Origin of the sequence: Lentisalinibacter salinarum (assembly GCF_040706555.1) — a bacterium.
Classification (GTDB): Bacteria; Pseudomonadota; Gammaproteobacteria; order Steroidobacterales; family Woeseiaceae; genus Lentisalinibacter; species Lentisalinibacter salinarum.
Genome location: NZ_JAPDRH010000001.1, coordinates 543,514 through 569,249 on the forward strand (window position 1 = coordinate 543,514; position 25,736 = coordinate 569,249).

Annotated in this window: 26 protein-coding genes; 18 read left to right on the top strand and 8 right to left on the bottom strand. The window is 69.3% G+C overall.

Going from position 1 to position 25,736, the window contains the following annotated elements:
• Window positions 1–1,011: an HTH-type transcriptional regulator CysB gene (cysB, locus tag ACJMKZ_RS02280; protein ID WP_405231575.1), complete on the bottom strand. Its 1,011-nt coding sequence runs from the start codon at window positions 1,009–1,011 to the stop codon at window positions 1–3.
• A gap of 128 nt (window positions 1,012–1,139) precedes the next feature.
• On the opposite strand from cysB, the gene cysK reads away from it, so the two are divergent.
• The gene (gene cysK, locus ACJMKZ_RS02285) at window positions 1,140–2,096 is read left to right on the top strand and encodes a cysteine synthase A (RefSeq protein WP_405231576.1); all 957 of its coding nucleotides are present in this window, start codon (window positions 1,140–1,142) and stop codon (window positions 2,094–2,096) included.
• A gap of 209 nt (window positions 2,097–2,305) precedes the next feature.
• Window positions 2,306–4,492 (top strand): putative bifunctional diguanylate cyclase/phosphodiesterase, encoded by a 2,187-nt coding sequence (locus ACJMKZ_RS02290; protein WP_405231577.1) that lies wholly within the window; start codon window positions 2,306–2,308, stop codon window positions 4,490–4,492.
• Window positions 4,493–4,508: 16 nt separating this feature from the next.
• Here ACJMKZ_RS02290 and ACJMKZ_RS02295 read toward each other — a convergent pair whose 3' ends face one another.
• Window positions 4,509–4,976, bottom strand: a complete 468-nt coding sequence (locus tag ACJMKZ_RS02295; RefSeq protein ID WP_405231578.1) for a flavodoxin family protein — start codon at window positions 4,974–4,976, stop codon at window positions 4,509–4,511.
• On the opposite strand from ACJMKZ_RS02295, the gene glnE reads away from it, so the two are divergent.
• From glnE to waaF, 4 genes are all read left to right on the top strand, one after another.
• Window positions 4,966–7,944, top strand: a complete 2,979-nt coding sequence (gene glnE, locus ACJMKZ_RS02300) for a bifunctional [glutamate--ammonia ligase]-adenylyl-L-tyrosine phosphorylase/[glutamate--ammonia-ligase] adenylyltransferase (protein ID WP_405231579.1) — start codon at window positions 4,966–4,968, stop codon at window positions 7,942–7,944. The two genes, ACJMKZ_RS02295 and glnE, sit on opposite strands and share 11 nt — an antisense overlap.
• 64 nt (window positions 7,945–8,008) lie before the next feature.
• Window positions 8,009–8,266 carry a zinc-finger domain-containing protein gene (locus ACJMKZ_RS02305; protein ID WP_405231580.1) on the top strand — a complete coding sequence of 86 codons (258 nt, stop codon included), beginning with the start codon at window positions 8,009–8,011 and terminating at the stop codon, window positions 8,264–8,266.
• 27 nt (window positions 8,267–8,293) lie between these two features.
• The gene (gene rfaD / locus ACJMKZ_RS02310; protein ID WP_405231581.1) at window positions 8,294–9,256 is read left to right on the top strand and encodes an ADP-glyceromanno-heptose 6-epimerase; all 963 of its coding nucleotides are present in this window, start codon (window positions 8,294–8,296) and stop codon (window positions 9,254–9,256) included.
• A gap of 16 nt (window positions 9,257–9,272) precedes the next feature.
• Window positions 9,273–10,277 carry a lipopolysaccharide heptosyltransferase II gene (gene waaF / locus ACJMKZ_RS02315; protein ID WP_405231582.1) on the top strand — a complete coding sequence of 335 codons (1,005 nt, stop codon included), beginning with the start codon at window positions 9,273–9,275 and terminating at the stop codon, window positions 10,275–10,277.
• A gap of 14 nt (window positions 10,278–10,291) precedes the next feature.
• On the opposite strand, the gene ACJMKZ_RS02320 is transcribed toward waaF, so the two are convergent.
• Complete coding sequence (locus ACJMKZ_RS02320) at window positions 10,292–11,428, bottom strand: glycosyltransferase family 9 protein (protein WP_405231583.1); 1,137 nt, start codon at window positions 11,426–11,428, stop codon at window positions 10,292–10,294.
• On the opposite strand from ACJMKZ_RS02320, the gene ACJMKZ_RS02325 reads away from it, so the two are divergent.
• A complete protein-coding gene (locus tag ACJMKZ_RS02325; RefSeq protein ID WP_405231584.1) occupies window positions 11,391–12,152 on the top strand; it encodes a 3-deoxy-D-manno-octulosonic acid kinase in 762 nt (253 codons plus the stop codon). The two genes, ACJMKZ_RS02320 and ACJMKZ_RS02325, sit on opposite strands and share 38 nt — an antisense overlap.
• A gap of 1 nt (window position 12,153) precedes the next feature.
• Here the strand turns inward: ACJMKZ_RS02325 and ACJMKZ_RS02330 are convergent, their stop codons facing one another.
• Window positions 12,154–13,068, bottom strand: coding sequence for an LpxL/LpxP family acyltransferase (locus tag ACJMKZ_RS02330; RefSeq protein WP_405231585.1), 915 nt, complete (start codon window positions 13,066–13,068; stop codon window positions 12,154–12,156).
• A gap of 153 nt (window positions 13,069–13,221) precedes the next feature.
• Between ACJMKZ_RS02330 and htpX the strand changes: the two genes are divergently transcribed.
• On the top strand, window positions 13,222–14,106 hold the full coding sequence (gene htpX, locus ACJMKZ_RS02335) for a protease HtpX (protein WP_405231586.1): 885 nt from the start codon (window positions 13,222–13,224) through the stop codon (window positions 14,104–14,106).
• On the opposite strand, the gene ACJMKZ_RS02340 is transcribed toward htpX, so the two are convergent.
• On the bottom strand, window positions 14,100–15,512 hold the full coding sequence (locus tag ACJMKZ_RS02340; RefSeq protein ID WP_405231587.1) for a succinylglutamate desuccinylase/aspartoacylase family protein: 1,413 nt from the start codon (window positions 15,510–15,512) through the stop codon (window positions 14,100–14,102). The two genes, htpX and ACJMKZ_RS02340, sit on opposite strands and share 7 nt — an antisense overlap.
• Window positions 15,513–15,721: 209 nt before the next feature.
• Between ACJMKZ_RS02340 and ACJMKZ_RS02345 the strand changes: the two genes are divergently transcribed.
• The 10 genes from ACJMKZ_RS02345 to ACJMKZ_RS02390 all read left to right on the top strand — a co-directional run bounded on the left by ACJMKZ_RS02345 (window position 15,722) and on the right by ACJMKZ_RS02390 (window position 22,760).
• Complete coding sequence (locus tag ACJMKZ_RS02345) at window positions 15,722–16,195, top strand: ester cyclase (RefSeq protein WP_405231588.1); 474 nt, start codon at window positions 15,722–15,724, stop codon at window positions 16,193–16,195.
• A complete protein-coding gene (locus tag ACJMKZ_RS02350) occupies window positions 16,195–16,623 on the top strand; it encodes a hypothetical protein (protein ID WP_405231589.1) in 429 nt (142 codons plus the stop codon). The genes ACJMKZ_RS02345 and ACJMKZ_RS02350 overlap by 1 nt, the downstream gene beginning before the upstream one ends.
• Window positions 16,624–16,719: 96 nt before the next feature.
• Window positions 16,720–17,268 (top strand): L,D-transpeptidase family protein, encoded by a 549-nt coding sequence (locus ACJMKZ_RS02355; RefSeq protein WP_405231590.1) that lies wholly within the window; start codon window positions 16,720–16,722, stop codon window positions 17,266–17,268.
• A 43-nt stretch (window positions 17,269–17,311) separates the two neighbouring features.
• On the top strand, window positions 17,312–18,664 hold the full coding sequence (gene ppnN, locus ACJMKZ_RS02360; RefSeq protein ID WP_405231591.1) for a nucleotide 5'-monophosphate nucleosidase PpnN: 1,353 nt from the start codon (window positions 17,312–17,314) through the stop codon (window positions 18,662–18,664).
• A 215-nt stretch (window positions 18,665–18,879) separates the two neighbouring features.
• A complete protein-coding gene (locus ACJMKZ_RS02365; RefSeq protein ID WP_405231592.1) occupies window positions 18,880–19,149 on the top strand; it encodes a hypothetical protein in 270 nt (89 codons plus the stop codon).
• Window positions 19,130–19,402, top strand: coding sequence for a hypothetical protein (locus tag ACJMKZ_RS02370; protein ID WP_405231593.1), 273 nt, complete (start codon window positions 19,130–19,132; stop codon window positions 19,400–19,402). The genes ACJMKZ_RS02365 and ACJMKZ_RS02370 overlap by 20 nt, the downstream gene beginning before the upstream one ends.
• Window positions 19,403–19,526: 124 nt before the next feature.
• Window positions 19,527–19,793: a hypothetical protein gene (locus tag ACJMKZ_RS02375; protein ID WP_405231594.1), complete on the top strand. Its 267-nt coding sequence runs from the start codon at window positions 19,527–19,529 to the stop codon at window positions 19,791–19,793.
• Between the two features lie 124 nt (window positions 19,794–19,917).
• Window positions 19,918–21,807, top strand: a complete 1,890-nt coding sequence (gene htpG, locus ACJMKZ_RS02380) for a molecular chaperone HtpG (protein WP_405231595.1) — start codon at window positions 19,918–19,920, stop codon at window positions 21,805–21,807.
• 67 nt (window positions 21,808–21,874) lie between these two features.
• Window positions 21,875–22,276, top strand: a complete 402-nt coding sequence (gene msrB, locus ACJMKZ_RS02385) for a peptide-methionine (R)-S-oxide reductase MsrB (RefSeq protein ID WP_405231596.1) — start codon at window positions 21,875–21,877, stop codon at window positions 22,274–22,276.
• Window positions 22,277–22,289: 13 nt separating this feature from the next.
• Window positions 22,290–22,760 carry an energy transducer TonB family protein gene (locus ACJMKZ_RS02390; RefSeq protein ID WP_405231597.1) on the top strand — a complete coding sequence of 157 codons (471 nt, stop codon included), beginning with the start codon at window positions 22,290–22,292 and terminating at the stop codon, window positions 22,758–22,760.
• A 21-nt stretch (window positions 22,761–22,781) separates the two neighbouring features.
• Here the strand turns inward: ACJMKZ_RS02390 and ACJMKZ_RS02395 are convergent, their stop codons facing one another.
• Genes ACJMKZ_RS02395 through rocD form a run of 3 tightly spaced genes read right to left on the bottom strand, consistent with a single transcriptional unit; the run spans window position 22,782 to window position 25,588 of the window.
• A complete protein-coding gene (locus tag ACJMKZ_RS02395; RefSeq protein WP_405231598.1) occupies window positions 22,782–23,408 on the bottom strand; it encodes a YbhB/YbcL family Raf kinase inhibitor-like protein in 627 nt (208 codons plus the stop codon).
• On the bottom strand, window positions 23,405–24,349 hold the full coding sequence (locus ACJMKZ_RS02400; protein ID WP_405231599.1) for a hypothetical protein: 945 nt from the start codon (window positions 24,347–24,349) through the stop codon (window positions 23,405–23,407). Before ACJMKZ_RS02400 ends, ACJMKZ_RS02395 begins: the two co-directional genes overlap by 4 nt.
• 18 nt (window positions 24,350–24,367) lie before the next feature.
• Window positions 24,368–25,588: an ornithine--oxo-acid transaminase gene (gene rocD / locus ACJMKZ_RS02405; RefSeq protein WP_405231600.1), complete on the bottom strand. Its 1,221-nt coding sequence runs from the start codon at window positions 25,586–25,588 to the stop codon at window positions 24,368–24,370.
• Between the last annotated feature and the right edge of the window lie 148 nt (window positions 25,589–25,736).

A 25,736-nucleotide genomic window follows, 5' to 3' on the forward strand; every position in this document is an offset into this window, starting at 1 on the left:
TCAGGCGGCCGCCGAATAACCGTCGGGGCAGCCGCCCCGCAGCGGCAGCTCGATCTCCCCGAACAGTGCGTCGACGGCGTCCTGGTCCGCCGCGGCGAGGCAGCGGTCCACCAGCGCTCCGGTCAGGTGCGGGGCGAACAACAGCATGAACTCCTGCATGTAGCGCTTCAGCACCGTGTCGCGGCGGAAGCCGATCCAGGTGGTGCTGCGTGGAAACAGGCCGGCCGCGTCGATGGCGACCAGGTCCGCCCGGTCCGCGCAATCGTGGGCCATGGCGGCGACGATGCCGACACCCATGCCCATGCGCACGTAGGTCTTGATCACGTCCGCGTCCCGGGCGGTGAAGACCACGTCGGGCTCCAGCCCCTCCGCGGCGAAGGCCCGCTTCAGGGACGATTCGCCGCTGAAGCTGAAGACGTAGGTGACCAGCGGATAACGCGCGAGGTCGCGGATGCCCGGCTTGCCGCCGCGCCGTGCCAGCTCGTGGTCCCGGGGGACGAGTATCGTGCGGTCCCAGCGATAGCAGGGCAGGCAGACCAGGTCGGAGAACAGGTCTTCCCCGCCGCTGGCGATGGCGAAGTCGATGTTGCGGGCCTCGACCATGTCCGCGATCTGCTCGGAGGTGCCCTGGTGCAGCTCGAGGCTCACGTTCGGATAACGCTCACGGAACCGCCGGATCACCTCCGGCAGGACGTAGCGTGCCTGGGTATGGGTGGTGCCGATCGCCAGCGTGCCCTCCGTCTCCCGGTGGGCATTCGCCGCCACGGTGCGGATGTTCTCGACCTCCTGCATGATGCTGCGCGCGCGCACCACCACTTCCTGGCCGGCGGTGGTGAGTCCGGCGAGGCTCTTGCCCTTGCGCACGAACAGCGCGAGCCCCAGCTCCTCCTCGAGCTGGCGGATCTGCTTGCTGACGCCGGGCTGCGAGGTGTGCAGCCGCTCCGACGCCGCCGTGATGTTCAGGCCGTTGTCGACGACGGCCAGCAGGTATCTCAGCTGCTGCAGTTTCATGGCTCGGTCCGCTTCCGTTTCCCGTACTCTATATAACGACCGGGCATAAGCGAAGAAAATTTCATTATTTTTGGCGACTTGCCCCGGACCGTTATAGTCTCGGACCTTATTCGCAACGGGATGCGACGATGATCTACGACAGCATACTCGACACCATCGGCGACACGCCGGTCGTGCGGCTGCACCGCACGGGTCCCGACCACGTGACGCTCTACGTGAAGGTGGAATCCTTCAACCCCATGGCCTCGGTCAAGGACCGCCTGGCCTACGCCATCATCATCGACGCCGAGCAGCGCGGAGTGCTCGAGCCCGGCCAGACCGTGGTGGAAGCCACCTCGGGCAACACGGGCATCGCGCTGGCGATGGTGTGCGCCGCCAGGGGATACCCCTTCGTCGCCACCATGGCCGAGAGCTTCTCGGTGGAGCGGCGCAAGATCATGCGCGCGCTGGGCGCGAAGGTCATCCTCACGCCGGCGTCGGAGAAGGGCACCGGCATGGTGCGCCGCGCCGAGGAACTGGCCGAAGAGCGGGGCTGGTTCCTGGCCCGCCAGTTCCAGAACCCGGCCAACCCGGCCTTCCACCGCAGCACCACGGGCCCGGAGATCCTGCGCGACTTCGCCGGCCGCCGGCTGGACTACTGGGTGACCGGCTACGGCACGGGCGGCACGATGACCGGCGCCGGCGAGGTGCTGAAGGCCGCGCGCCCGGATCTGCGCATCGTGGCGACGGAGCCCGAGGCCGCCCAGTTGCTGGCCGGCAAGGAGTGGCATCCGCACAAGATCCAGGGCTGGACGCCGGATTTCCTGCCCGACGTGCTGAACCGGGAGATCTACGACGATCTGATCCCGATCGACGACGATACCGCCGCGAAGACGTCACGGGCGCTGGCGGAAAACGAGGGCATCTTCACCGGCGTCTCCGGCGGCGCCACGCTCGCGGCGGCCCTGAAAGCGGCGGAATCCGCGCCGGAAGGCTCCGTGCTGCTGGCGATGCTGCCCGACACCGGGGAGCGCTATCTCAGCACCTTCCTGTTCGAGGACATCGCCGAGGGTTCCGACGACGAGTGGCTGGCCGGCCTGCCCTGAAGTCGCCAATCTGAAGACGGGGCCGCGCGGCCCCGGGGCCCGCCCGGGCTGGCCGGAGCCGCCCGGACCCGGCGCTCGGCCGGTGCTGACCGGCCGGGCAGCGCTGCGACAGGCATCACAGACAGCCTGCCTCTGATTCCGCACCATTCATGGTCGGGGCGGACCATGCCCGGCGGCTGCCGGCAGGCCGCCGTACGCATGGAACGCGGATGGAAAGAACCGGGACAAGCCCTGCCAGCCTCGATTTCCGCGCGGTCGGTGACGCGCTGTCGGCCCTGCTGCCGGCCGCGTGCCGCATCGACTTCTACGGCGACGACGGCCAGTTCGTCTGGAGCAGCGCCGGCGGCCCGGACCGGCGGGTGACGAGCGCGCTCCTGTCCCTGCCGCCGGAGCTGTTCTATGCGGCCTCGACGCCCGCCGAGCCACGCAGGCTGACGCTGCCCGACGGTGACGCTCTGCAAGTATTCCCGCTGGAGGATCCCGCCGGCCGGCGCGCCGGTGTGCTCGCCTGCAATTGGTTCGGGGACGGCGCCGGAGACTGCGGGCCGGCCGCCATCGTCTCGCGGGCCCTGCCCGTGCTGGCCGGATTGCTCGCCGACCGCCGGTCCGACAGCCGGCCGGACGTGGCCGGCGCCCGCGCCGAACTGGACCTGCTCTACGAACTGGAGCAACAGCTGGAGGAGGCAGCTCACGGCCAGGCGCAGCTCGCGGGGCTCGTACGCGCCTGCGGCCGCCACCTCGGCGTGGGTTACAGCGTCCTGATCCTGCCGTCGAAGCAGATCCGCATCGGCGCCACCCATCGCAGCTGGAAGGGCGCCGATCGTCGAGCGCTGGACGAGGTGATCGTCGGGCGCTTCCTGCCGCGCCTGAGCCGCCGCCGCACCCCCAGCGTGCTGGACATCGCGACGGTGCCCGACGGCGTGCGCCAGACCGGTGACGGCTATCAGCTGCTGCTGTGCCCCGTGCGCGAGCGCGGGGGTCGCGTGAGCGGCGTCTTCGCGCTGGCCGGCCGCACCGACGGCAGCCGCTTCGGCGAGCGCGAGCAGCGTTTCGCGAGCCTGGTAGCCCGACGCGCCGAACGGGTGATGGAGAGCTATTACGACGGGCTCACCGGTCTCGTGAACCGGGTCGGCTTCGAGGCGCACCTGCGCGAGAGCTACCGGGAACTGGCCGGGGAAGACGACGGCCACGCGCTGGTCATCTTCGACCTGGACAAGCTCCAGCTGGTCAACGACAGTTTCGGCCACGACGCCGGCGACGACATCCTGCGCCGTTTCGCCGCGGAACTGCAGCACGCCGTCCCACGGGATGGTGTCGCTACCCGTCTGTCGGGCGATAATTTCGGCGTACTGCTGCACCACTGCGACGTCGAGCGGGCGGCCGCCTTCGCCGAGGACGTACGCCGCAGTGCCCGCCGGCTGTCCTACCTGCGCGGCGACAAGGCCGTCACCATCACGGTCAGCGCCGGCGTCGCGGCGTGGCGCCGGGACTCGGGCGGCGCCGCCGCTGCCCTGGTGGCGCCGAAGGTGGCCTGCACGGCGGCCAAGGAACACGGACGCGACCGGGTCGAGGTCTACGACCAGGACGACCGGAGCATCATCCGCCGGGCCGACGACATCCGCATCGTGGCGCACCTGCAGAACGCCCTGGACCGGGACGACTTCGAGCTCGTCGCCCAGCCCATCGCGCCGCTGAATGGCGGCGGCTGCGGCTATCACGAGGTGTTGCTGCGCATGCGCGGCGAGAACGGCGAGTGGCTCGTGCCGGAGCAGTTCCTGTCCGCGGCCGAGCGCTACCAGCTCATGCCCCGGCTCGATCGCTGGGTGGTCGGCCGCGCCCTTGATCAGATCGCCGGCGTTCCCGCCGGTGCCGGTCAGGTCTTCGCGATCAACCTGTCCGGCCAGTCGCTGGGCGACGACGAGTTCCTCGGCTACGTCCGCGAGCGGGTGGAGGCGAGCGGCCTGCCTCCCGCCGCACTCTGCTTCGAAATCACCGAGACGGCGGCGGTGGCCAACATGGACCGTGCCGCCGCATTCATCGCCACCATGCGCGAACTCGGCTGCCGTTTCTCGCTGGACGATTTCGGCGCGGGCCTCAGCTCCTTCGCCTACCTGAAAGATTTCGACGTGGACACGCTGAAGATCGACGGCAGTTTCGTCCGTGACGTCACCGCCAACCGGGTCTCGGAGGCGATGATCGCCGCCATCACCCAGGTGGCGCGGGTGATGGGTCTGGCGACGGTGGCGGAGTATGTCACCAGCGAACCCGCCCGGCGCAAAGTGCGCGAGCTGGGCGTCGACTACGCCCAGGGTTATCACATCGGCGAACCGATGCCGCTGGCCGACGTCCTGGCGGGTCTGGCGGCGGAAGACCGGGCGGCGGCGGGCGCGACCTAGCGGGACGGATCGTGCGTCAGAACACGCCGGCTTCCAGTCCGGCGGCCACGGTCATCCCCAGTTCCTCGCATTCGCCGAGCCGTGTCTCGTCGAATTCCCCGGCGATGACCAGCGCCGGCTGGATCTCCTTCAGCGCCAGTCCGGCGACGATGCGCTGCACGCTGTTGACGGCGCCGGTGCCGTCGTTGCCGGCACGCACGAACAGTGCGTACGGCTTGCCCTCGACCTTCTCGAGGCAGGGATAGTAGACCCGGTCGAGAAAGACCTTCAGTCCGCCGCTCATGTAGCCGAAATTCTCCGGCGTGCCGAGGATCAACGCATCGCTCCAGAGCACGTCGTCGGCATCGGCCTTGAGTGCGCCGAGCACGCGTACGGTGACGCCGTCGATATCCTCGTGACGGGCACCGCGGATCACGGCCTCCGCCATGCGTTCGGTGGTGCCCGACTGGGAGTGGTAGACGATCAGCAGGTGTTTGTCGGCCATCGCTGAATGGTCGTCCAGCGCCGCCGCCGCTGCAACCGCCCGCTGCCCGGGCTACACTGCCGCCATGCTGGCGGATGCGCTCATCGGGATACTGTCATCTTCCATGGAGGCCGATCTGCCGCACCCGCTGGCGGACGATCTTCTTGCGTTCCTGCAGTCGCTGGATGCGCCCCTGGACGAGGTGGCCGGCGCGCTCGAGGCCGCCGGCAGCGAGGCCGTCGCCGCGCGGGTGCTGGCCGCCAGCGAGTTCGTCCGCCAGGCGTTGCGCGCGGATCCGGACGAGTTCGCGGGGCTGATCGCCGGCGGTGATCTGGAGCGCCCGCGGCAGCCGGGAGAGATCGGGGCCGCGGTCGCCGAGGCCGTGGACGACGGCCCGGCGGACGGCCCGTCGCGGCGGCTGCGGCGGCTGCGGCGGCGGGAGATGGTACGTATCGCCTGGCGCGACCTGGCCGGTCTCGCCACCCTGGACGAGACCCTGCATGAGCTGAGTGACCTGGCCGATGCCGCGGTCATTGCCGCCATCCGTCACGCCGGCGAGGCGCTGTCGGAGCGCCACGGAGTGGTGCGCGATGCCGCCGGCGAGCCGGTGTCACTGATCGCCATGGCCATGGGCAAGCTCGGCGGGCGGGAGCTCAATTTCTCCTCGGATATCGACCTCATCTTCGTCTACCCGGATGCAGAGGAGAGCGACGGGCCGAAGCCGTTGTCGGCGCCGGAATATTTCGGCCGCATGGTGCGCCGGGTGGTCGCGCTGCTGGGCGAGGTGACAGCGGACGGATTCGTCTTCCGCGTGGACATCCGGCTGCGACCGTTCGGCGACAGCGGCCCGCCGGTGGTGAGCTTCTCCGCCATGGAGAATTACCTGCTGCAGCACGGCCGCGACTGGGAGCGCTATGCCTACGTGAAGGCGAGACCGCTGTCCGACGAGGCCGGCATGGCCGCCTGGGGCGAGCTGGAGGCGAACGTGCTGACGCCGTTCGTCTACCGCCGTTACCTGGACTACGGCGTCTTCGAGTCGCTGCGCTCCATGAAGGCGATGATCCGGGCGGAGGTGGAGCGGCGCGAGATGCATGCCAACGTGAAGCTCGGCCCCGGCGGAATCCGGGAGATCGAGTTCATCACGCAGTCCTGGCAGCTGGTGCGCGGCGGCAGCGACCAGGCCCTGCAGAGCCGCGAACTGCGTGCCGCGCTGACGGCGCTGGCGGAGCGGCGTTATCTGCCGGCGGAGAGCGTCTGGGAACTGCTCGACGCCTATCGCTTCCTGCGCCGCCTCGAGAACCGGCTGCAGGAGATGCGCGACCGCCAGACCCATGAGCTGCCGGCGGGCGAGCTGGACCGGGCGCGGCTGGCCCTGGTCATGGATCATCCCGACTGGCAGAGCCTCGCCGATGCGACGCAGCGGGTGCGCGCCGTCGTTGCCGGCCACTTCGAGGAGACCGTGTTCCGCGCCGGCGAGGACGTGCGGGCCGAGCGGCCGGCGCTGCGGGCGCTGTGGGAGTCGGCCGGTGCCGATGGGCTGGAGGAACGGGTGGCGGCAGCGGGTTTCGCGCAGGCGGAGGCGGTCGCGCGGGTGCTGGGCCGCCTGCGTGCGGACATCGAGACCCGCCGGCTGGACGAGATCTCGCGCCAGCGGCTCGACGAACTCATGCCGCCGATGCTGGAACGGCTGCGGGACCTGGACGAGCCCGACATCGCGCTGCACCGGTTGACGGGGATCCTGGGCGCGGTGCTCCGCCGCAGCGCCTACCTGGCCCTGCTGCTGGAGAATCGCCAGGCGCTGGAGCGTCTGGTGGAGCTGGTCTCGAAGAGCGCCTACCTGGCGACGGAGCTTGCCGCGCACCCGCTGCTGATGGACGAGCTCATCGATCCGCGGATCGCGGACCGGGAACCCGGCGCGGCGGACCTGCGGGTGGAATACGAGACCCGGCTGTCCGCCGTGGGCGCCGACGATTCGGAGGCCGCGGTGGAGGAGCTGGCGCGCTTCCAGCGGGCGGCCACCTTCCGCGTGGCGGTGGCGGATTTCAGCGGCCGCCTGCCCATCATGAAGGTGAGCGACCGGCTCACCGAGATCGCCGAGATGGTGGTGGCCAGCGCCCTGTCGCTGGCCTGGAAGGACCTGGTGGCCCGGCACGGCCGGCCCTGGTGCACGGTGGACGGCGTGCGCAGGCGCGCCGGCTTCGCGGTGGTCGGCTACGGCAAGCTCGGCGGCATCGAACTCGGCTACGGCTCCGATCTGGACCTGGTGTTCGTGCACGACTCCGCCGGCGAAGACCAGGAGACCGACGGCGACAAGTGCGTCGACAACGCGGTGTTCTTCGGCCGGCTGGCCCGGAGGCTGGTGCACTTCCTCACCGTGCAGACGGTCTCCGGTGCCCTGTACGAAGTGGACACACGGCTGCGTCCCAGCGGCCGCTCGGGTCTGCTGGTGAGTTCGGTCGGCGCCCTCGAGCGTTACCAGCGGGAGGATGCCTGGACGTGGGAGCACCAGGCGCTGCTGCGCACCCGCGCCGTGGCCGGCGACGCGCGCGTGCGCCGGGCCTTCGAGAGCCTGCGGGTGGACATACTGCAGAACGCCGTGCGCAGGGACAGCCTCCGGGACGAGGTCATCGGCATGCGCGAGCGCATGTGGCGGGAGCTCTCATCGGCGGAGTCCGGGCCGTTCGACATCAAGCGCGACCCCGGCGGCGTCGGCGATATCGAGTTCATCGTCCAGTACCTGGTGCTGGCCCACGCCGACCGTCACCGCTCCCTGCTGCACTACACCGACAACATCCGCCAGCTGGGCGTGCTGGCCACCTGCGGCATCCTCGACGGCGTCACCGCGCTCGAGTTGCAGGACATCTACCGGGCCTACCGCCGCCGGCTGCATCACCTGGCGCTCGACCACCAGGACTCGACCGTGCCGGCGGACGCTTTCGCCGCCGAGGCCGACGCCGTGCGGCGCATCTGGCGGCAGACCTTCGGCTGAGGCGGTTGCTATACTTGCGCGGATTTCCGGCCGATGCCGTAAAGCTCCAGAGAGGGAAGCAGCGATGAGAAGATCCGGCACCGTCGATCAGGAATTGATCCGGCCGAACGCCGAACACCGCTACGAGGTGACCAGGGCCGACCTGCCGCTGTCCTGCCCCATGCCGGGCATGTATCTGTGGAATTCGCATCCCAAGGTCTATCTGCCGGTGGAGCAGACCGGCGAGGCCAAGTGCGCCTATTGCGGCGCCGAATACTACCTGCGCGAAGCAGCCAACGAAGACGAGGCAGCCGATGAAGCGGATGAAGCCGAGGAGGCCTGAGCAGGGCCGGGCCGGGGGGGTGCATCCTTGATCATCGTCACCGGCGGCGCCGGGTTCATCGGTTCCAATCTGGTGCGCGGGCTGAACCGCGCCACCGACGAGGACATCCTGGTGGTCGACGACCTGACCGACGGCCACAAGTTCGAAAACCTCGCCGACCTGGACGTGGCCGACTACATGGACAAGGACGAGTTCATGGCGAAGCTCGAGACGGGCGGCTACCGGCGTCGGGTCTCGGCGGTGTTCCATCAGGGCGCGTGCGCCACCACCACCGAGTGGGACGGCCGCTACATGATGGAGAACAACTTCCGTTACTCCCGCGAGCTGCTGCGCGACTGCCTGCGCCACAACACGCCGTTCATCTATGCCTCTTCGGCGGCGGTCTACGGTGCCGGTCCCGGCTTCAGCGAGACGGCGGAGCATGAGCGTCCGCTGAACGTCTACGGTTACTCGAAGCTGCTGTTCGACAACTACGTGCGCCGTCTGCTGCCGGAGGCGGGCAGCCAGATCGTGGGCCTGCGGTATTTCAACGTCTACGGGCCGCGCGAGCAGCACAAGGGCGGCATGGCGAGCGTGGCCTGGCATTTCCACAACCAGGTGGCGGAGTCCGGGGAGGCGCGTCTGTTCGAGGGCAGCGACGGCTACGGGCCCGGCGAGCAGGAGCGGGACTTCGTCTACGTGGACGACATCGTCGACGTCAATCTCTGGTTCCTGCAGCACCCGGAGGTGAGCGGCATCTTCAACGCCGGGACCGGCCGGGCCCAGAGCTTCAACGAGGTGGCCCGCGCCGTCATCGACTGGCACGGGCGCGGCGAGATCCGCTACATCCCGTTCCCGACGGGCCTGAAAGAGGCCTACCAGAGCTACACCCAGGCCGACCTGACCCGCCTGCGTGCCGCCGGCTACAGCGGCGAGTTCCGACCGGTACAGGCCGGCGTACCGGCTTATCTCGACCGACTGGGAGCGCCGTCGGAGGGCGGTTCTGGCTGAGGCGCCCCACGGGCCCGTGCTCATCGTCGGCCCCTCGTGGGTGGGCGACATGGTCATGGCCCAGTCCCTGTTCCGGCTGCTCGCCGCAGGCCACCCGGATGTCTCCGTCGACGTGCTGGCGCCGGGCTGGTCCCTGCCTATCCTCGCGCGGATGCCCGAGGTGCGCGAAGCGATCGAGCTGCCGGCCGGCCACGGCGAGCTGCGCCTGGGCGGGCGGCGCCGCCTCGGCCGCGCGCTGCGCGAGCGCGGCTACGCCCGTGCCATCGTCCTGCCCCGCTCCCTGAAGGCGGCACTCGTGCCCTGGTTCGCCCGCATCCCGCGGCGCACCGGTTTCCGCGGTGAGCACCGCTACGGCCTCATCAACGACATGCGGCCCTTCGATGCCGCCGTGCTGGACCAGACGGTGAAGCGATTCGTGGCGCTCGGGCTCGAGCCCGGCGAGCCGTTGCCCGACGTGCTGCCCCGGCCGCGCCTGCGGGTGGAGGCAGAACGCCAGGCCCGCGCGCTGGGACGGCTGGGGCTGGACCCGGCGGCCGACCCGATCGCGTTCATGCCGGGCGCGGAGTACGGGCCGGCGAAATGCTGGCCGCTGGAGTACTACGCCGAGCTGGCCGCGAGGCTCGCCGAGCGCGGCCACGCCGTATGGGTGTTCGGTTCGGCGAAGGATGCCGCCGCCGCGCGAGCCATCGCCACCGCCGCGCCGGTGCGGGACCTGTGCGGCCGCACGAGCCTGGAGGAGGCCATCGATCTTCTCGCCGCCTGCCGCGCGGGCGTCACCAACGACTCGGGGCTGATGCACGTCGCGGCCGCGGTCGGACTGCCGGTGGCCGCGCTGTACGGCTCGTCGTCGCCGGCCTTCACGCCGCCGCTGACGGACCGGGCGGTGGTACATTATCTCGGCCTGGAATGCAGCCCCTGCTTCGAGCGGGAATGCCCGCTGGGCCACTTCCGCTGCATGCGGGAGATCACGCCGGAGGACGTGCTGGCGTCGCTCGGCGAACTGGCCGCCAGGGCGACCTAGGTGACCTAGGTGACCTAGGCGGCCGGCACCGCGCCGCCCAGCACCTCGTCCAGCCGCGCTTCCACCTCACCGGCCCGGATCAGGTCCATGGCGGCCGGGTCGCGCACCCGCCGACCCCACGCGATCTCGCTCACCGGCCTGCCGAATTCCCGCTGCACCGCCTCCGGATAGGCATTCACGACCAGGTGGCGGCTGAGATACGGGCCGGTACGGTCCGGATTGGAGGTGGCATAGAGGCCGATCACGGGCGTCGGCGCCGCCGTGGCCATGTGGGCGGGGCCCGAGTCCGGGCAGACGACGACGGCGGCACGGCGGATCAGCGCGAACAGTTGTTTCAGCGTGCTCGCGCCGACCAGATTGACGGGCTTGTTCGCCGCAGCGGCGGTGATGGCCTCGCCGTATTCCCGCTCCAGCGCAGTCGGGCCGCCGGTGATAACGGTGCCGGCGCCGTGGCGTTCCGCCGCATGATCGACGAGACGCGCGTAATTGGCCACGCTCCAGTTGCGGTAATTGCGGGCGCGCTGGGAACTGCACGGGCTCAGCAGCATCCAGGGCCGGCCGCCCGGCAGGTGGCCGGCCGCATACTCGCGATCGGCGTCGGAGAGGGGGATGTCCCAGGCCAGGTGGCGTTCCGTTACGCCCAGGTACTCGGCGAAGCCGAACAGGCCGTCCATGACGTGCTCGCGGGGCCGGTGCGGGATGCGTTCGTCGGAGACGAGCCACTGCAGGTCCCGGGCCCGCTCCCGGTCGAAGCCGATGCGCCGCCGTGCCGGGACGAGGCGGCTGACGGCGTTGGCGCGCAGCGAGGCGTGCATCATCAGCAGCGCATCGAAGCGGCGGCCGGCCAGGCGGCGCCTGAGTTCCCGGTAGCCGGCGAGGCCGGCCGACTTGTCGAAGGTGATAAACTCGAATTCCGGGATGTCCGCCATCAGGGACGCTTCGGTGCGGCCGATGATCCACGTGATGGCCGTCTCGGGCCAGGCGGCTTTCAGCGTCCGCAGTACCGGCAGGGTATGGCAGGTGTCACCAATCGCGGACAGGCGCACGGCGCAGAGCGAGCCGGGCGGAGCGCTGTTGTCTATGGGATTCGCCAATACCTCGGAGCCGACTAGCGTGGAAGAGAGGATCCTGCCCACCGCGGACGGCGCCATCCTATACGATCCCCGTATCTTCAACCACTTCGAGCCGGCCTGGCTGGAGCCCGGCGGCTGGGACGCACAGGGCGATGTGCCCGACGCCCCGGGGCGGGGCGCGGTGCGCTTCGTCACCGGCGAGGCGGGCGAGTTCGCGCTGCGTCATTATTGTCGGGGCGGGCTGGTGGGCCGCGTACTCGACGACGAGTTCCTGTGGCTGGGCCAGGCGGCCACGCGGCCGTTCCGTGAGTTCCGGCTGCTCGCCCGACTGGCCGCGGCCGGCCTGCCCGTGCCCGCGCCGGCGGCCGCTGGCTACCGGCGCAGCGGCGGGGTCTACCGGGGCGATATCCTGACCCGCCGTCTGCACGGGGTCCGTTCGCTGGCCGGCATGCTGGGCGAACGTGCGCTGGAGGCGGACGAGTGGCGGCGCATCGGCGCCACCATCCGGCGCTTTCACGATGCCGGCGTCTGCCACGCGGACCTGAACGCCCACAACATACAGCTCGGCGGGAACGGCGGCGTCTGGTTGCTGGACTTCGACCGGGGCCGCATCCGCCCCCCGGGTGCCTGGCAGCGTCGCAACCTCGCCCGGCTGCTGCGGTCGCTGGAGAAACTACGCGCGAGTGTGCCCGGATTCCGCTACGAGACCGGCGGCTGGGGAGAGCTCGTCGCCGGCTACCGGGGCGGCAGCGGCACCGACGCATCCGACCGATCCGGCCAGACCGGCCGATCGCCCCGCTGATTCAGACGTCCTGGTAGTGTGAGGGGTCGCCCTTGAAGCGGCGGTGGATCCAGTAGTACTGGTCGGGTGCCGCGCGGGCGTGGCGCTCCACGACGGCGTTCAGCCGCGCCGCGTCGGCCACCTCGTCGCCACCGGGGAAATCCTCCAGCGCGGGCTCCACGGTGACCCGGTAGCGCCCGTCCGGTTCCCGTCGTCCGGCCACCGGCAGTACGGCGGCGCCGCTCCGGGCGGCGAGCCGGGCCGGGCTGCCGGTGGTCGGGGCCGGCAGCCCGAAGAACGGTGCCACCACCGGCCGGCTGCTGGTCTGGGCCTGGTCCACCGCCATCCACAGCGTGCGCCCCCGTGCCAGTGCATCCAGGATGCCGCGCAGGTCGAATTTCGAATAGACGTCGCGGGCGGCGCGCAGCCGGCCGCGGGTGAGCTGCCGGTCGAGCGCCGGGTAGCCGAAGGGCCGCTGGATGCCGTCGTAGTCGATGGCGAGACCCAGCAGCCGGCAGGCGAGGTCCATGGTGGTGAAGTGACCGGCGACCAGGATGACCGGCCGATCGGCGGCACGGGCGGCTTCGAGGTGCTCAAGGCCCTCCAGCGTGGCCATGGCGCGCAGACGCCGGTCGCTGGCCCACCAGGCCAGGCCGACCTCCATCAGGCCGATGCCGAGCGATCGGAAGTGGCGGCGCAGCAGGCGGCGCCGCACATCGGCGGCGAGCTCCGGGAAACAGAGTTCCAGGTTTCGCGCCGCGATGCGGCGCCGGCGCCGCGCGAGGCGGAAGGCGACCGCGCCGAACCCGCGGCCCAGCAGCCGCTGCGCCGGCCACGGCAGCAGGACCAGGGCGCGCTGCAGAGCGAGCGCCGCCCGGATCAGGGCCTCGCGGCCGCGCGAGTCGCCGGCCGCGGACCGGGTGCCGGCGTCGTTCATCGGCAAAACCTTGGTACGGCGAAGGACATTACTTCGGAATTGTAGCGCCGCCGGCGGGTCATACTCGGGCTCCGGCGCTTGAATCGGCCGGCGGCGGACCCATTATGGATCGTTCTGCAGAGCATTGAGCTCGTACTGCCAGGAGTAGTGCATATGAAGAGAATCCTGTTGTTCGTGGCGACCAACGTCGCGGTGCTGGCCGTCATCAGCATCGTATTCCGGGTCTTCGGTCTGGAGAGCATCGTCTCGGAGACAGGTGGGCTGAACCTGACGTCGCTGCTGATTTTCTCCGCGGTCATCGGCTTTGCCGGCTCGTTCATCTCTCTCGCCATCTCGAAGAAGGTGGCGCTCTGGACCACAGGCGCGAAAGTCATCTCGCAGCCGTCCAACTCCACCGAATCCTGGCTGCTGGCAACCGTGCAGAATCAGGCCGGGCGTGCCGGCATCGGCATGCCGGACGTGGCGATCTACGACGCGCCCGAGGTGAACGCGTTCGCCACCGGCATGAGTCGCAACAAGGCGCTGGTCGCCGTCAGCACCGGCCTGCTGCGCAACATGAATCAGGCCGAGGCGGAGGCCGTACTCGCCCACGAGGTCTCCCACGTCGCCAACGGCGACATGGTGACCATGACGCTGCTGCAGGGCGTGCTGAACACCTTCGTGATCTTCCTCTCGCGGGTGGTCGGTTTCTTCGTGGACCGGGTCGTGTTCCGCAACGAGCACGGTGCCGGGATCGGCTTCTTCCTCACCAGCCTGGTGGCCCAGATCGTCTTCGGCATCCTGGCGACCATCATCGTGCACTGGTTCTCGCGGCGGCGCGAATTCCGCGCGGACGCGGGCGGCGCCGAGCTGGCCGGCCGGGAGAAGATGGTGGCGGCGCTCGAGAAGCTGCGCGCGACTTACGAGCCGAGCGAGCTGCCGAAGCAGCTGTCGGCCTTCGGCATCGCCGGTCTTGGGGCGCACGGCCTGAAGAAGCTGTTCATGACGCACCCGCCGCTGGAGGAGCGCATCAACGCGCTGAAGGCGCGCGGCTACTGATCGCCCGCCCCGGCGCCCGGGGCGTCGGCTTCCCCGGCCGCGTCTTCTACGCCGCTGACGTCGCCGCGGGAGTCCGACGCGGCCACCGACGCTTCCTCGGCTGGCTGCTCCGTCGCCGGCTGGACATCTTCCTCCTCGCCGACGCTGCTGCCGGTTTCCGCCGGCGCGGCGTCGGCCTCGGCGGTCTTCGGTTCGGGTCGCGGCAGCCCGATATGGAAGGCCGCGTAACCGGGCATGACCACCTGATTCAGCGCCATGCCGATCACCCGGCCGTCCGTCGGCGCATAGATATTGGTCCTGGCGTTCGTGATGGGATCGGTGATGGTGCCGAGCAGGTCGCCGGCGTTCACCCGCCGGCCCAGATCCACCTCCGACAGCAGGATGCCGCCGCGGTTGGCGCGCACCCAGGTGGAGCGGTAGTACACGGGTTCCGGGTCGCCCCATAGACTGACCTTGCGCACCATGCCCAGCGTATTCAGCAGGGTCTCGATGCCCTTCACGCCGTGGCTGACCTCCTCGGTCTCCAGACGGGAAGGACCGCCGGCCTCCAGCGTCACCGTGGGGATGCCCGAGTCCGTGGCGGCCTGGCGCAAAGTGCCGTCGGCCGGGATGCTGTTGATGATCACCGTGGCGCCGAAGCCCTGGGTCAGGGTGACAACGCCGGGGTCGCGCAGGTCGGCACGCAGCTGCGGCAGGTTGGCCCGGTCGAAGGAACCCGTGTGCAGGTCCACCAGGGCGTCGCAGTGGCGTACGATGCTGGTAAAGAACGAGTGGGCGATCCGCGAAGCGGCGCTGCCGTCCGGGTTGCCGGGGAAATAGCGGTTCAGGTCGCGGCGGTCCGGCAGGTAGCGCGAGCCGCGGCGGAACGCCTGCAGGTTCACGATCGGCACGCCGATGACCGCGCCCGAGAGCTTCTGCGGGTCGAGGTCGTGGAGCACGCGGCGCACGATCTCGATGCCGTTCAGCTCGTCTCCGTGCACCGCTGCGGTGAGGCACAGCACCGGGCCGGCATAGCGGCCATTCATCACCAGCACCGGCGTGTCCACGGGTATGCCTTCGAAGAGCTCCGTGGCCGACCAGGACAGGCGCTGATAGCTGGCGGGCGGCACCGTGCTGCCCAGTAATTCGAGCGCCTCCGCGTCCGACTCCCGGGCCCGGCCCCACTCCACCGGCTCCAGCGTGGTCAGGGGCCGCTCGGCCTGCGGCCGTTCCCGTGCGGCAGTCACCTCGGGCTCGCTGTCGTCATGCTGTTCGCGGGCGTCCTCCGGATTGTCCACCACCTCTTCGGTGGCGCCTATACCCGGGCCGGCGACGGCGACGCCTGCAACGGCCAGCAGCAGCGCCGCCGCCGTCGCCATGACGGCGGCGGTGAGTGCGGTGCGGCTGTTTTGCATCTCGGTATCCATGGTCGACATCCGGCGGTCGATTTCCCGCGGGCTACGGTCCATTGCTTCGGCAGACGCGGCGGCCGGGGGTTCCCTCCGACGGAGCCGCCGCTCGCAAGGTTACGTAAACTATACGGAAACCGACAGCGAATCTGTGATCTGTTCTCGATATGGCGGATTTCGCTCTCCTTATCATTGATGCCATTGCCGCCGCCCGGAGCCCGATCGCCATGCGCCGAGTCCTGCCGATTCTCCCGCTGCTGCTCTTCTTCGTGCTCGCCGGCTGCGATAGCGGCGACGACGATAAAGCCCTCGTCCGCGGCTATCTGCAGGCGCTCGTCATCGAGGGCCGCTGGGAGGACTGGGACCGCTATTTCGCGCCCGGCGCCACCGTGAACGGCTCCCGTCATGCCCGCGAGGTGCTCTCCTCGATCGGGCGCGGCCTGCACGGCGCCTTTCCCGACCTCGCGCTGGAAGTGTTGGAGCAGGTTGCCGAGGACGGGCGTGTGGCCACCCGTGTCCGCTTCAGCGGTACGCACGAAGGCGTCTTCGACGCCACGCCGCCGACCGGCGCCCGGGTGAGCTTCGAGGGCCTCCTGCTCGACCGGATCGAGGACGGCCGCGTCGTCGAGAGCCGGCAGCAACTGGACATGCTGGGTCTGAGCCGCCGAGTGAAGGGCGCCGCCGCGGGCCGGGGCGGCTGATGTTCGGCCACTGGTCGCTCGTGCCACCCGTCGTCCTGCTGGCGGCGGCGGCCGCCGTGATACTCGAGGCGGAGGACTACGGTCCCCATGCGCTGCCGAACCTGCTGCCCCCGGCGCTCACCCTCGCGCTGCTGCTCTACGCCCTGGCGCGAGACGGCTGGCGCTGGCATGAGGCGGACCGGCGCTGGCTGCTGGGAGTTCTCGGTTTCGCGATCCCGGCGCTGGGACTCTCTCTCTACCTGCACCTCGGACTGATGCTGGACTGGGGCGGCATGGCGAGCCGCGCCCGCACGCCGGAACTCCTGTTCCGCTTTCTTCCCTATTACACGACGGGCGCAGGCGCGATCGGGTTCGCCATCGGCTGGATCATCGGCCGCAATCTCGATGGCGAGCGCCGGGCGCCGCGCCGGCGCCGACGGCAGGAATGAGACGTGTTTGTCTGTTGCCGGCGCCGGCATTAGCATAATCTTCGCCCTCGGGGAGCCGGATACGCGGTGACGATGAGCGGGACGAGAGGACAGAGAATGCGACGCGGGAGGCAATGGCACAGGCCGGGACGCAGGCGGCGGGTGGGGCTCGCGCCGCTGCTGCCACTTGCGCTCGCCGCGCTGGCCGTAGTGGCGCCTGGCGGGGCCGAAGCCACGCTCGAGGTCGCCGACAAGGTGGTGGTGGAGAAATCCGACCGCAAGCTTCACCTGGTGAAGGGCAAGCGGATCCTCGCCAGCTACGAGATCTTCCTGGGCATGGAGCCGGAGGGCCACAAGCAGGAGGAGGGCGATTCGCGCACGCCGGAGGGCCTGTACTATCTCGATCTGCGCAACGAGAACAGCGATTTCTTCCTCTCCATCCGCATCTCCTATCCGAACGCGCGGGACCGGGAGCGGGCGCGGCGTCTCGGCGTGGACCCGGGCGGCCAGATCATGATCCACGGCTACCCGAACGAGCCGCGCTATACCCCGGAGTTCTACCGTTCCGGCGACTGGACCGACGGCTGCATCGCGGTGTCCAATGCCGCCATGGTGGACATCTGGCTGATGACCCGCGAGAACACGCCGATCGAGATCCGCCCCTGAATCCGGCGCGCCGGGCGGCGCGCACCCCCGACAGGCGAACAGCATGGATATCGAAGTCTCTCCGGAGGGCAGCCTCGAACTCCTGTCACAGGAAGAGGTGAACCGGTTGCGCAACCGCGGCGAAGGCGGCCTCTACGGGCTGCTGAGGCGCTGCGCGCTCGCGGTGCTCACTTCCGGCTCCATGACGGACGACACCCGGGAGCTGCTGGCCCGTTACCGGGATTTCGAGGTGGGCATCATCCAGCAGGACCGCGGCGTGCGGCTTGCGCTGCGCAATGCCCCGGATTCCGCCTTCGTGGACGGGCGCATGATCCGGGGCATCCGCGAGCTGCTGTTCTCGGTCCTGCGCGACGTGGTGTTCGTGGACAACGAGCTGCGCGAGGGCGGGCAGTTCGATCTCGCCCGGTCGGATTCCATCACCAACGCCGTCTTCCACGTGCTGCGCAACGCGCGCATCGTGCGGGCGCCGGCCGACACGAACGTGATCGTATGCTGGGGCGGCCATGCCATCAGCCGTGAGGAATACGACTACACCAAGACCGTAGGCTACGAGCTGGGCCTGCGCAGCCTGCAGGTGTGCACCGGCTGCGGCCCGGGTGCGATGAAGGGCCCCATGAAGGGCGCGACCATCGGCCACTCCAAGCAACGCATCCGCGACGGCCGCTACATCGGCATCACGGAGCCCGGCATCATCGCCGCCGAGTCGCCGAACCCCATCGTCAACGAGCTGGTGATCATGCCGGACATGGAGAAGCGGCTGGAAGCGTTCGTCCGGGTCGGCCACGGCTTCGTGGTGTTCCCCGGCGGCGTGGGCACGGCGGAGGAGATCCTGTTCATCCTCGGCGTGCTGCTGCACCCGGATAACGCCGACGTGCCGTTCCCGCTGGTGTTCACGGGACCGGCCGGCAGCGAGGACTATTTTCGCCGCATCGACGAGTTCGTCGGTGCCACCCTCGGCGAGGCGGCGCAGCAGCGCTACCGCATCATCGTCGACGACCCGGTGTCCGTGGCCAGGACGATCCAGTCCGGACTCACCGACGTGCGCGATTTCCGCCAGCGCCACAGCGACGCCTACTACTACAACTGGCGCCTGAAGATCGATCACGACTTCCAGGTGCCATTCCGGGCGAGCCACGAGTCCATGGCCTCGCTTGCCCTGCATCCCGAACAGGCCCCGGAGGAGCTGGCCGTCAACCTGCGCCGCGCCTTCTCGGGGATCGTCTCCGGCAACGTGCGGGAGGATACGATCCGCATGATCGAGGAACGGGGGCCTTTCCGGATCGAGGCCTCCGGCAGGATCATGCCGCTGCTGGACGACCTGCTCCGCGCCTTCGTGGCCCAGGGGCGTATGAAACTGTCCGGCAGTTACAGCCCCTGCTACGAGGTGGTCGCCTGAACCCGGAGCGGCGCGCCGCCGCCTTTTTCCGTAATCGTCCCGCTTAAGTCAAAAAGCCCGCAGCGTGGCGCCCGGCGCCGTTCGTTAAGTCAAATAGGGTGGCTGAACCCGCTGATTTAGCTGTCTTTTTTAACGCTGTTCATTGTGATGCAGTTCCTCGCTCCGGCACCCCTGCCAGCGTAATGTTCGCCCATCTGCTGGGAGTGGGATCAGCCATGCCTGATGACAAGGACATCCGCTGGGCCGCGGGCCCGGAAGAGGACGGGGACCATGACGAGACGGTGTCCGTGACCGACCGGGACGAGGGCCGCGACGGCGAGCCCTGGGACGCCTACCGCAAGTGGCTCTCACGGCGGGGAGACCGGCCGCGCAGCCGCGGTGCTCTGGACCCCTCGCTCTATACCTGGAAGGGCTACCGCAACTGGGCGGAGGAAGTGAAACGGAACTGGAGCGATCGCAACCGCAGTGACCGCGACGAATCGTGAGGCCGGCCCCGGCAGCACGAACCGACTGACAGAAGAACAACGGATTCTTCCCACCTCGATTTCGAAAACTATGGCCAAAGCAAAACCGGGCGCAGAAGAGCAACTGGCGCTGTTCAAGACCGAAGAAACCCGCGAGCGCTGGCGCTGGGTGCACGAAGCCATCGCCTACGCCAAGGAAGCCAATCGCACCGCGATGCTCATGGCGGAGGATTCGCCGCGGGACAGCCGCCCCGTCCTGCGGCGGGTGCGCTGAGGCATCCGGGCTGGCGCCAGGCCGGCTTGCGCTCCGCGGCGTCATCTTATGGTTGAATTCGCACCGCTGACACGAAGAAAGCGTTAGAATATGTTGATTGCTGAGGGATTCGGCGGAAGAGAACATGGAACGGCTGCTGCAGTATCTGGATGACATGGACGACTTCGTCTGGTCCATGCCGTTGCTGTGGGAGCAGGTCCGCCGTCTCCTCGCGCGCCTGGTCGCGCTGCTGGCGGGCGCGCTCATCGGCGTGGGCCTGGCCGTCGCGGCCGCAACCCTGCCGCTGGTCGCCGGCGCTCTCCTGGTGGCCGGCCTGATCGCCGTCCTGGCTCCCGCCATGTCCTGGCTGGCCCGTCACCCGACGGCACGCTGGACCGCACGCCACTCCTGAGCCGCACCCGCCCCGCGGGTTGAAAACTCCGCCAACGTCCCCACACTCCGACCTGCCCGGAGCCGCCGGTGCGCCGTCGTGCCGCGGCCGGGCAACGCACAGGTTCCATCCAGGGGAGGGCGACATGGCAGAGACCCGCAGCGCGGAGACGCTCGGTTTCCAGGCGGAGGTGAAGCAGCTGCTTCACCTGATGATCCACTCGCTGTACAGCAACCGGGAGATCTTCCTCCGCGAGCTGATCTCCAATGCCTCCGACGCCGCCGACAAGCTGCGCTTCGAGGCGCTCGCCGATCCGGCGCTGATGGAGGATCAGCCGGAGCTCCGCATCGACGTGGACTTCGATGCCGAGGCCGGCACGGTGTCGGTCAGCGACAACGGCATCGGCATGAACCGGGACGAGGTGATCGCCAACCTCGGCACCATCGCGAAGTCCGGCACGGCGGAGTTCCTGCAGTCGCTGACCGGCGATACGCGCAAGGACTCACGCCTCATCGGTCAGTTCGGCGTCGGCTTCTACTCCTCGTTCATCGTCGCCGACCGGGTGGAGGTCTACAGCCGGCGGGCCGGCCAGCCGGCCGACACCGGCATCCACTGGGAGTCCGACGGTCAGGGTGAATTCCGCATCGGCTCGGTGGAGCGGCCCGAGCGGGGCACCCGCGTGGTGCTGCATCTGCGCGAGGACGCGAAGGAGTTCGCCGCCGCCGAGCGGCTGCGCCATCTGATCCGCCGTTACTCCGACCACATCGCATTCCCGGTCACCATGCCCATAGGCGATGGGGACGGCGACGGCGAGAGGGAGACGGTGAACGCAGCCACGGCCCTGTGGACGCGGCCCCGCGCGGAGATCGGCGATGAGGAATACCGGGAGTTCTACAAACACCTTACCCACGACCCGACGGACCCGCTCGCCTGGTCGCACAATCACGTGGAGGGGAAGCGTCAGTACACGAGCCTGCTCTACATCCCCGGCCGCGCCCCGTTCGACCTGTGGAATCGGGAGTCGCCCCGGGGGCTGAAGCTCTACGTGCAGCGGGTCTTCATCATGGACGACGCCGAGCAGTTCCTGCCGCTTTATCTGCGCTTCGTCCGCGGCGTCATCGACACCGCCGACCTGCCGCTCAACGTGTCGCGGGAGCTGCTGCAGTCCCATCCCACCCTGGACGCGCTGCGCAGCGCTCTGACCCGCCGCGCCCTGGAGCTGCTGGAGAAGACGGCGGCGGACGATGCGGAGACCTATCAGAAGATCTGGGACGAGTTCGGCGAGGTGCTGAAGGAGGGGATCGGCGAGGACCCCGGCAACGCCGAACGCATCGCCGCGCTGCTCCGCTTCGTGACGACCCGCAGCGAAGGCGCCACCCAGGACCAGTCGCTGGACGACTATATCGGCCGTGTGCAGACGGATCAGGAGGCCATCTACTACCTGGTGGCGGACAGCCTGGAGAAGGCGCGCTCGGCGCCCCAGCTCGAGGTGTTTCGCGATCGGGGCATCGAGGTACTGCTGCTGCACGACCGGCTGGACGAATGGATGATCGGTCAGCTGCCCGAGTACAGGGGCAAGAAGCTGAGCGACGTCGCGAGAGGCGGGGCGGAACTCCCGGGCGGCGAGAGCGGTCCGGAACAGGAGGCGCTGGACGAGGAGCAGAAGCCACTGCTGAAGAAGCTGCGGCGCTTGCTGAAAGATCAGGTGGAGACCGTACGCGTGAGCCGCCGGCTGGTGGATTCTCCCGCCTGCCTCGTGCTCTCGGAGCACGACGTCGGCCGCCAGATGCGTCACCTGTTGGAGGCGGCGGGGCAGAAGCTGCCGGAGACGAAGCCCATCTTCGAGATCAACCCCTCCCATCCGCTGGTGCAGCGGCTGTCCACCGAGAGCGACGAGGGCCGTTTCGAGGATCTGGCGAGGGTCCTGGTCGATCAGGCCCGCCTGGCCGAGGGCGGCTCGCTGGAGGATCCGGGCGCGTACGTGCGCCGCATGAACCGGCTGCTGCTGGAGCTCGCCGGCGACGGGGAGCAATGAACCCGGCCCGACGCGCTAGAATCGATCCACGGCAAACGGCCGCCGGCCGACGGAGGATAACTAGGCAATGACGGAAGAGACGAAAGAGCAGTTGCGCGAACGACTGGGCGACGAGGCCTGGCGGGTGACCCAGCAGGGCGCCACGGAGCCGCCGTTCGCCGGCCGCTACGTCAACCAGAAGGACGACGGCACCTATGCCTGTGTCGTCTGCGGCACCGAGCTGTTCAGTTCGGAACACAAATACGACTCCGGCTCCGGCTGGCCGAGCTTCTGGCTGCCGCTGGCCGGCGAACGGGTCCGCACCGAGCGGGACACGAGTCACGGCATGGTCCGCGACGAGGTCCTGTGCGCCACCTGCGGTGCCCACCTGGGCCACGTCTTCCCGGACGGGCCCGAGCCCACCGGGCTGCGTTTCTGCATCAATTCCTGCGCGCTGTCCTTCGACGGGGAAGACCCCGAGGGTTGTTGAGGGTCGCTGAGCGGTGCTGCGCTTTCTCGCCTCGTTCCTGGCTGCCTGCGTAGTCGTCGCTGCCATGCTGGTGGTCGCCGTCCAGCTGTGGGGCGGCTTCGAGCGGGCGACCGGCGACGACGAGATTGCCGTGGAGGCGCATCCCCTCGACCTGCTCGTGGGTTACGACAGCCTCGACGTGGCCGAACTGCTCGGCGAGCCCCGCCGCCGCCTGCCGGAACTGGAGGCGCCGCCGCCGATGCTGGAGCCGGTGCCGCCCGCTGGCGTAACCGACGAGCGGGAGCGGCGGGGCTTCGTGCAGGTGGAAGTCGAGGTGGATGCCAGCGGCCGGCCGGTGGACGCCCGGGTGCTGCAGGCAGCCCCCGCCGGCGTCTACGAGGACGACGCCCTGGCGCAGGTGCTGGACGAGCGCTATCCGGCGGGCGAGCCCGGCACCCGGATACGGATCGTGGACTTCACCGTCCGCCCGGACGCCGTGCGCTGATCCGCGTGCCGGTGCGGGGCGTCAGCCGACGTCCGGATTGAGCGTGTAGGTGCCCACCAGCCGGGACTCGGCGAGGATGTGCCCTTCCAGCGCCGCGATGACGTCCTGGCCGGTGAATTTCCCCTCGACCGGCACCCGCTCGAGGTCCGTCGCGTAGAGCACGAAGTGGTAATGATGGAGCAGCTCGTCGTTCCACGGCGGGCAGGGGCCGTCGTAGCCGAAGTATTCGCCCGCCATGTCCGGATTGCCGGCCATGAAGCTCGTGTAGTCGTTCAGTCCCTGTCGCGCACCATCCGGGCCGGACGGGTCCTTCTTGCCTTTCGGCGTGACGCCGTCGGAGCAGGAGCCCGCGGGTATGCCGGCGATGCCCGGCGGGATGTCCACCATCACCCAGTGATAGAAATCCACCCGTGGCAGGTCGGCAGGGATGGTGCGACCTTCCTGGTTCACGTCGTCGGCCTTGCTCGGCACGTCCACGTCGACGCAGAGCAGCACCAGCGAGCGGGTTCCCTCCGGCAGGTTCGCCCAGGTGAAGTCCGGGTTGCGGTTCGCGCCCAGGGTCATGTGACCCTCGTCCGCCGGGTTGCCGAAGCAGAACTCGTCGGGGATGCGTTCGCCGTCTCGGAAAGCCGTCGTCGTCAGGTTCATGTTTCCGTCCTCCCTGTCCAGGATGTTTCACCGGCCCCGGGCCGGTACTCTGAAATCAGTGTGCGGGCCTGCTCCACCCAGTGGTCGCGCTCGATGCGGTCCGGGAAGTCCTCCAGGGCCGCCTGCACCCGCTCGACGTCGTCCGGGCCGAACTCCGCGATCTGCTGCAGCCGATGGATGCCGAGATCGTTCAGCAGGCGCTCGAGGACCGGGCCGATGCCGCGGATGCGCTTTAGGTCGTCCCTGGGCCGAGGGACCGGCATCGTTCGGTCGCCCCCGTCGCCCCCGGCATGGCCGTGGCCGCCATTGCCGCCGCCGTCGGCATCGAGCGGCGGATCGGTGAGCGGCAGGATGCGCGTGCGCAGTGTATCCTCCAGCTCCCGCGCCCGCGCCCGCTCCATATCCAGCGCCCGGTGGGCGGCGGTGGCCTCCGCCGCCTTCTCGCGGAAGCGATAGACGAGGGGCGGCAGGCGCTCCTGCCAGCTCTCCAGCTCCCGGCTCAGCGTGAATATCTTCTCGTCCTTCGCCCGGGAGGCCGCCATGAGCTCCCGGCTGCGTGTGAGCAGACGCTGCAGCTGGGCATGCAGCTCGTCGCGCTTGCGATTGGTCGCCGCCAGCGCCACGCGGCAGTCGGTGAGCGCGCTCGACGCCTCGTCTGCCGTGGCCGCCACGCCGGCCAGTTCCCGCGTGGTCCGTGCGTGGCGCTGGCGCGCCTCCCGCTCGGCCCGGCGCGCGGCGTCGAGCCGCCCTGCCAGACTGCGTATCTGCTTGCGCAGCCGCTCCTTGGCCAGTTCCTCCAGCTGCAGCTTTTCCTGCCAGGTGGCAGCCGTCGTCAGTCGCTGGCGACGATGCCGCTCGGCATGCAGGTACCACCCGAGCAATCCGCCGGCCAGCGCCGAGAGCAGTGCCAGGCCGATGATCATGATGGGCGGACCGGGCATGCTCCTGCTGCGCGCGCCTCACGACGCCTTGCGCAGTTGCTCCATGTCGGTCAGTACCTCTTCGATGCGCGCCAGCGCCCACTGCAGCTGCTCCCGGGTGATGGACAGCGGCGGTGCCAGCCGCACCACGGTCTCGTGAGTCTCCTTGCTGAGTACGCCTTTCTGCATCAGGCGTTCCACGACGTCGCGGGCGCTGCCCTTGTCCGGATCGATCTCGAGCCCCACGAACAGACCGCGGCCGCGCACGTCGCGCACCAGCGGGCTGTCGATACGCCGGAGTTCCTCCAGCAGGAAGGCGCCCATCGCCGCGCTGCGCGCCGCCAGGTCTTCCTCGACGATGATGTTCAACGCTTCCAGCGCGACGGCGGCGGCCAGCGGGTTACCGCCGAAGGTACTGCCGTGGTCGCCGGGCCGGAACACGTCCATGACGTCACGGCGGGCCAGGAACATCGACACCGGCAGGATGCCGCCACCCAGGGCCTTGCCGAGTATCAGTCCGTCCGGCACCACGTCATCGTACTCCGAGGCGAGGAAGCGGCCGGTGCGCCCGAGGCCGGTCTGGATCTCGTCGCAGATCAGCAGCACGTTGTGGCGCCGGCAGATCTCCCGGCACTCGGCCAGGTAGCCGGGCGGCGGTATCACGATGCCGCCTTCGCCCTGCATGGGTTCCACCAGGAAGGCAGCGGTGTTCGGCGTGATGGAGGCCTCCAGCGCTTCCGCGTCGCCGAAATCGACCAGCCGGAAGCCGGGCGGGAACGGGCCGAAGCCTTCCCGGTACGCTTCCTCGCTGGACATGCCGACGATGGTGATGGTGCGCCCGTGGAAGTTATTGCGGCAGGCGATGATCTCCGCCTTGTCGCGCTCCACCCCCTTGACCGTATAGGCCCACTTGCGGGCCGCCTTCAGCGCGGTTTCCACCGCCTCGGCGCCGGTGTTCATCGGCAGCGCCCTGTCCTGGCCGGTCAGTTCGCAGATGCGTTTCAGGAACGGCCCGAGCTTGTCGGTGTGGAAGGCGCGGGAGACGATGCTGAGTTCGCTCGCCTGGCGTGTCAGCGCCTGGATCAGGCGGGGATGCGCGTGCCCGTGACTGACCGCGGAGTACGCGCTCATCATGTCGAGATAACGGCGGCCCTCGTCGTCCCAGACGTAGACGCCCTCGCCGCGGCTCAGCACCACGGGCAGGGGGTGATAGTTCTGCGCGCAGTAGGTGTTTTCGAGTTCGATGCGCTTGTTGGACACTGTGCGACTCCGTTCCGCGACGGCGTCTTGCGCCTGCCGCGGATATTCGTCCGTAAATTACTAATTTTACGGTATTTAGGGCATCGACGGCCAGAAAACCGGCGCTGCCCGGGGCCGGTGCGCCGAGGCGTACCCGCTGTTGCGGGTC

Bases quoted from the DNA above. Each gene is read 5' to 3' on its own strand.
- cysB (WP_405231575.1), bottom strand. From the start codon at position 1,011: ATGAAACTGCAGCAGCTGAGATACCTGCTGGCCGTCGTCGACAACGGC.
- cysK (WP_405231576.1), top strand. From the start codon at position 1,140: ATGATCTACGACAGCATACTCGACACCATCGGCGACACGCCGGTCGTG.
- ACJMKZ_RS02290 (WP_405231577.1), top strand. From the start codon at position 2,306: ATGGAAAGAACCGGGACAAGCCCTGCCAGCCTCGATTTCCGCGCGGTC.
- ACJMKZ_RS02295 (WP_405231578.1), bottom strand. From the start codon at position 4,976: ATGGCCGACAAACACCTGCTGATCGTCTACCACTCCCAGTCGGGCACC.
- ACJMKZ_RS02305 (WP_405231580.1), top strand. From the start codon at position 8,009: ATGAGAAGATCCGGCACCGTCGATCAGGAATTGATCCGGCCGAACGCC.
- ACJMKZ_RS02320 (WP_405231583.1), bottom strand. From the start codon at position 11,428: ATGGCGCCGTCCGCGGTGGGCAGGATCCTCTCTTCCACGCTAGTCGGC.
- ACJMKZ_RS02330 (WP_405231585.1), bottom strand. From the start codon at position 13,068: ATGAACGACGCCGGCACCCGGTCCGCGGCCGGCGACTCGCGCGGCCGC.
- htpX (WP_405231586.1), top strand. From the start codon at position 13,222: ATGAAGAGAATCCTGTTGTTCGTGGCGACCAACGTCGCGGTGCTGGCC.
- ACJMKZ_RS02340 (WP_405231587.1), bottom strand. From the start codon at position 15,512: ATGGATACCGAGATGCAAAACAGCCGCACCGCACTCACCGCCGCCGTC.
- ACJMKZ_RS02345 (WP_405231588.1), top strand. From the start codon at position 15,722: ATGCGCCGAGTCCTGCCGATTCTCCCGCTGCTGCTCTTCTTCGTGCTC.
- ACJMKZ_RS02350 (WP_405231589.1), top strand. From the start codon at position 16,195: ATGTTCGGCCACTGGTCGCTCGTGCCACCCGTCGTCCTGCTGGCGGCG.
- ACJMKZ_RS02355 (WP_405231590.1), top strand. From the start codon at position 16,720: ATGCGACGCGGGAGGCAATGGCACAGGCCGGGACGCAGGCGGCGGGTG.
- ppnN (WP_405231591.1), top strand. From the start codon at position 17,312: ATGGATATCGAAGTCTCTCCGGAGGGCAGCCTCGAACTCCTGTCACAG.
- ACJMKZ_RS02365 (WP_405231592.1), top strand. From the start codon at position 18,880: ATGCCTGATGACAAGGACATCCGCTGGGCCGCGGGCCCGGAAGAGGAC.
- ACJMKZ_RS02375 (WP_405231594.1), top strand. From the start codon at position 19,527: ATGGAACGGCTGCTGCAGTATCTGGATGACATGGACGACTTCGTCTGG.
- htpG (WP_405231595.1), top strand. From the start codon at position 19,918: ATGGCAGAGACCCGCAGCGCGGAGACGCTCGGTTTCCAGGCGGAGGTG.
- msrB (WP_405231596.1), top strand. From the start codon at position 21,875: ATGACGGAAGAGACGAAAGAGCAGTTGCGCGAACGACTGGGCGACGAG.
- ACJMKZ_RS02395 (WP_405231598.1), bottom strand. From the start codon at position 23,408: ATGAACCTGACGACGACGGCTTTCCGAGACGGCGAACGCATCCCCGAC.
- ACJMKZ_RS02400 (WP_405231599.1), bottom strand. From the start codon at position 24,349: ATGCCCGGTCCGCCCATCATGATCATCGGCCTGGCACTGCTCTCGGCG.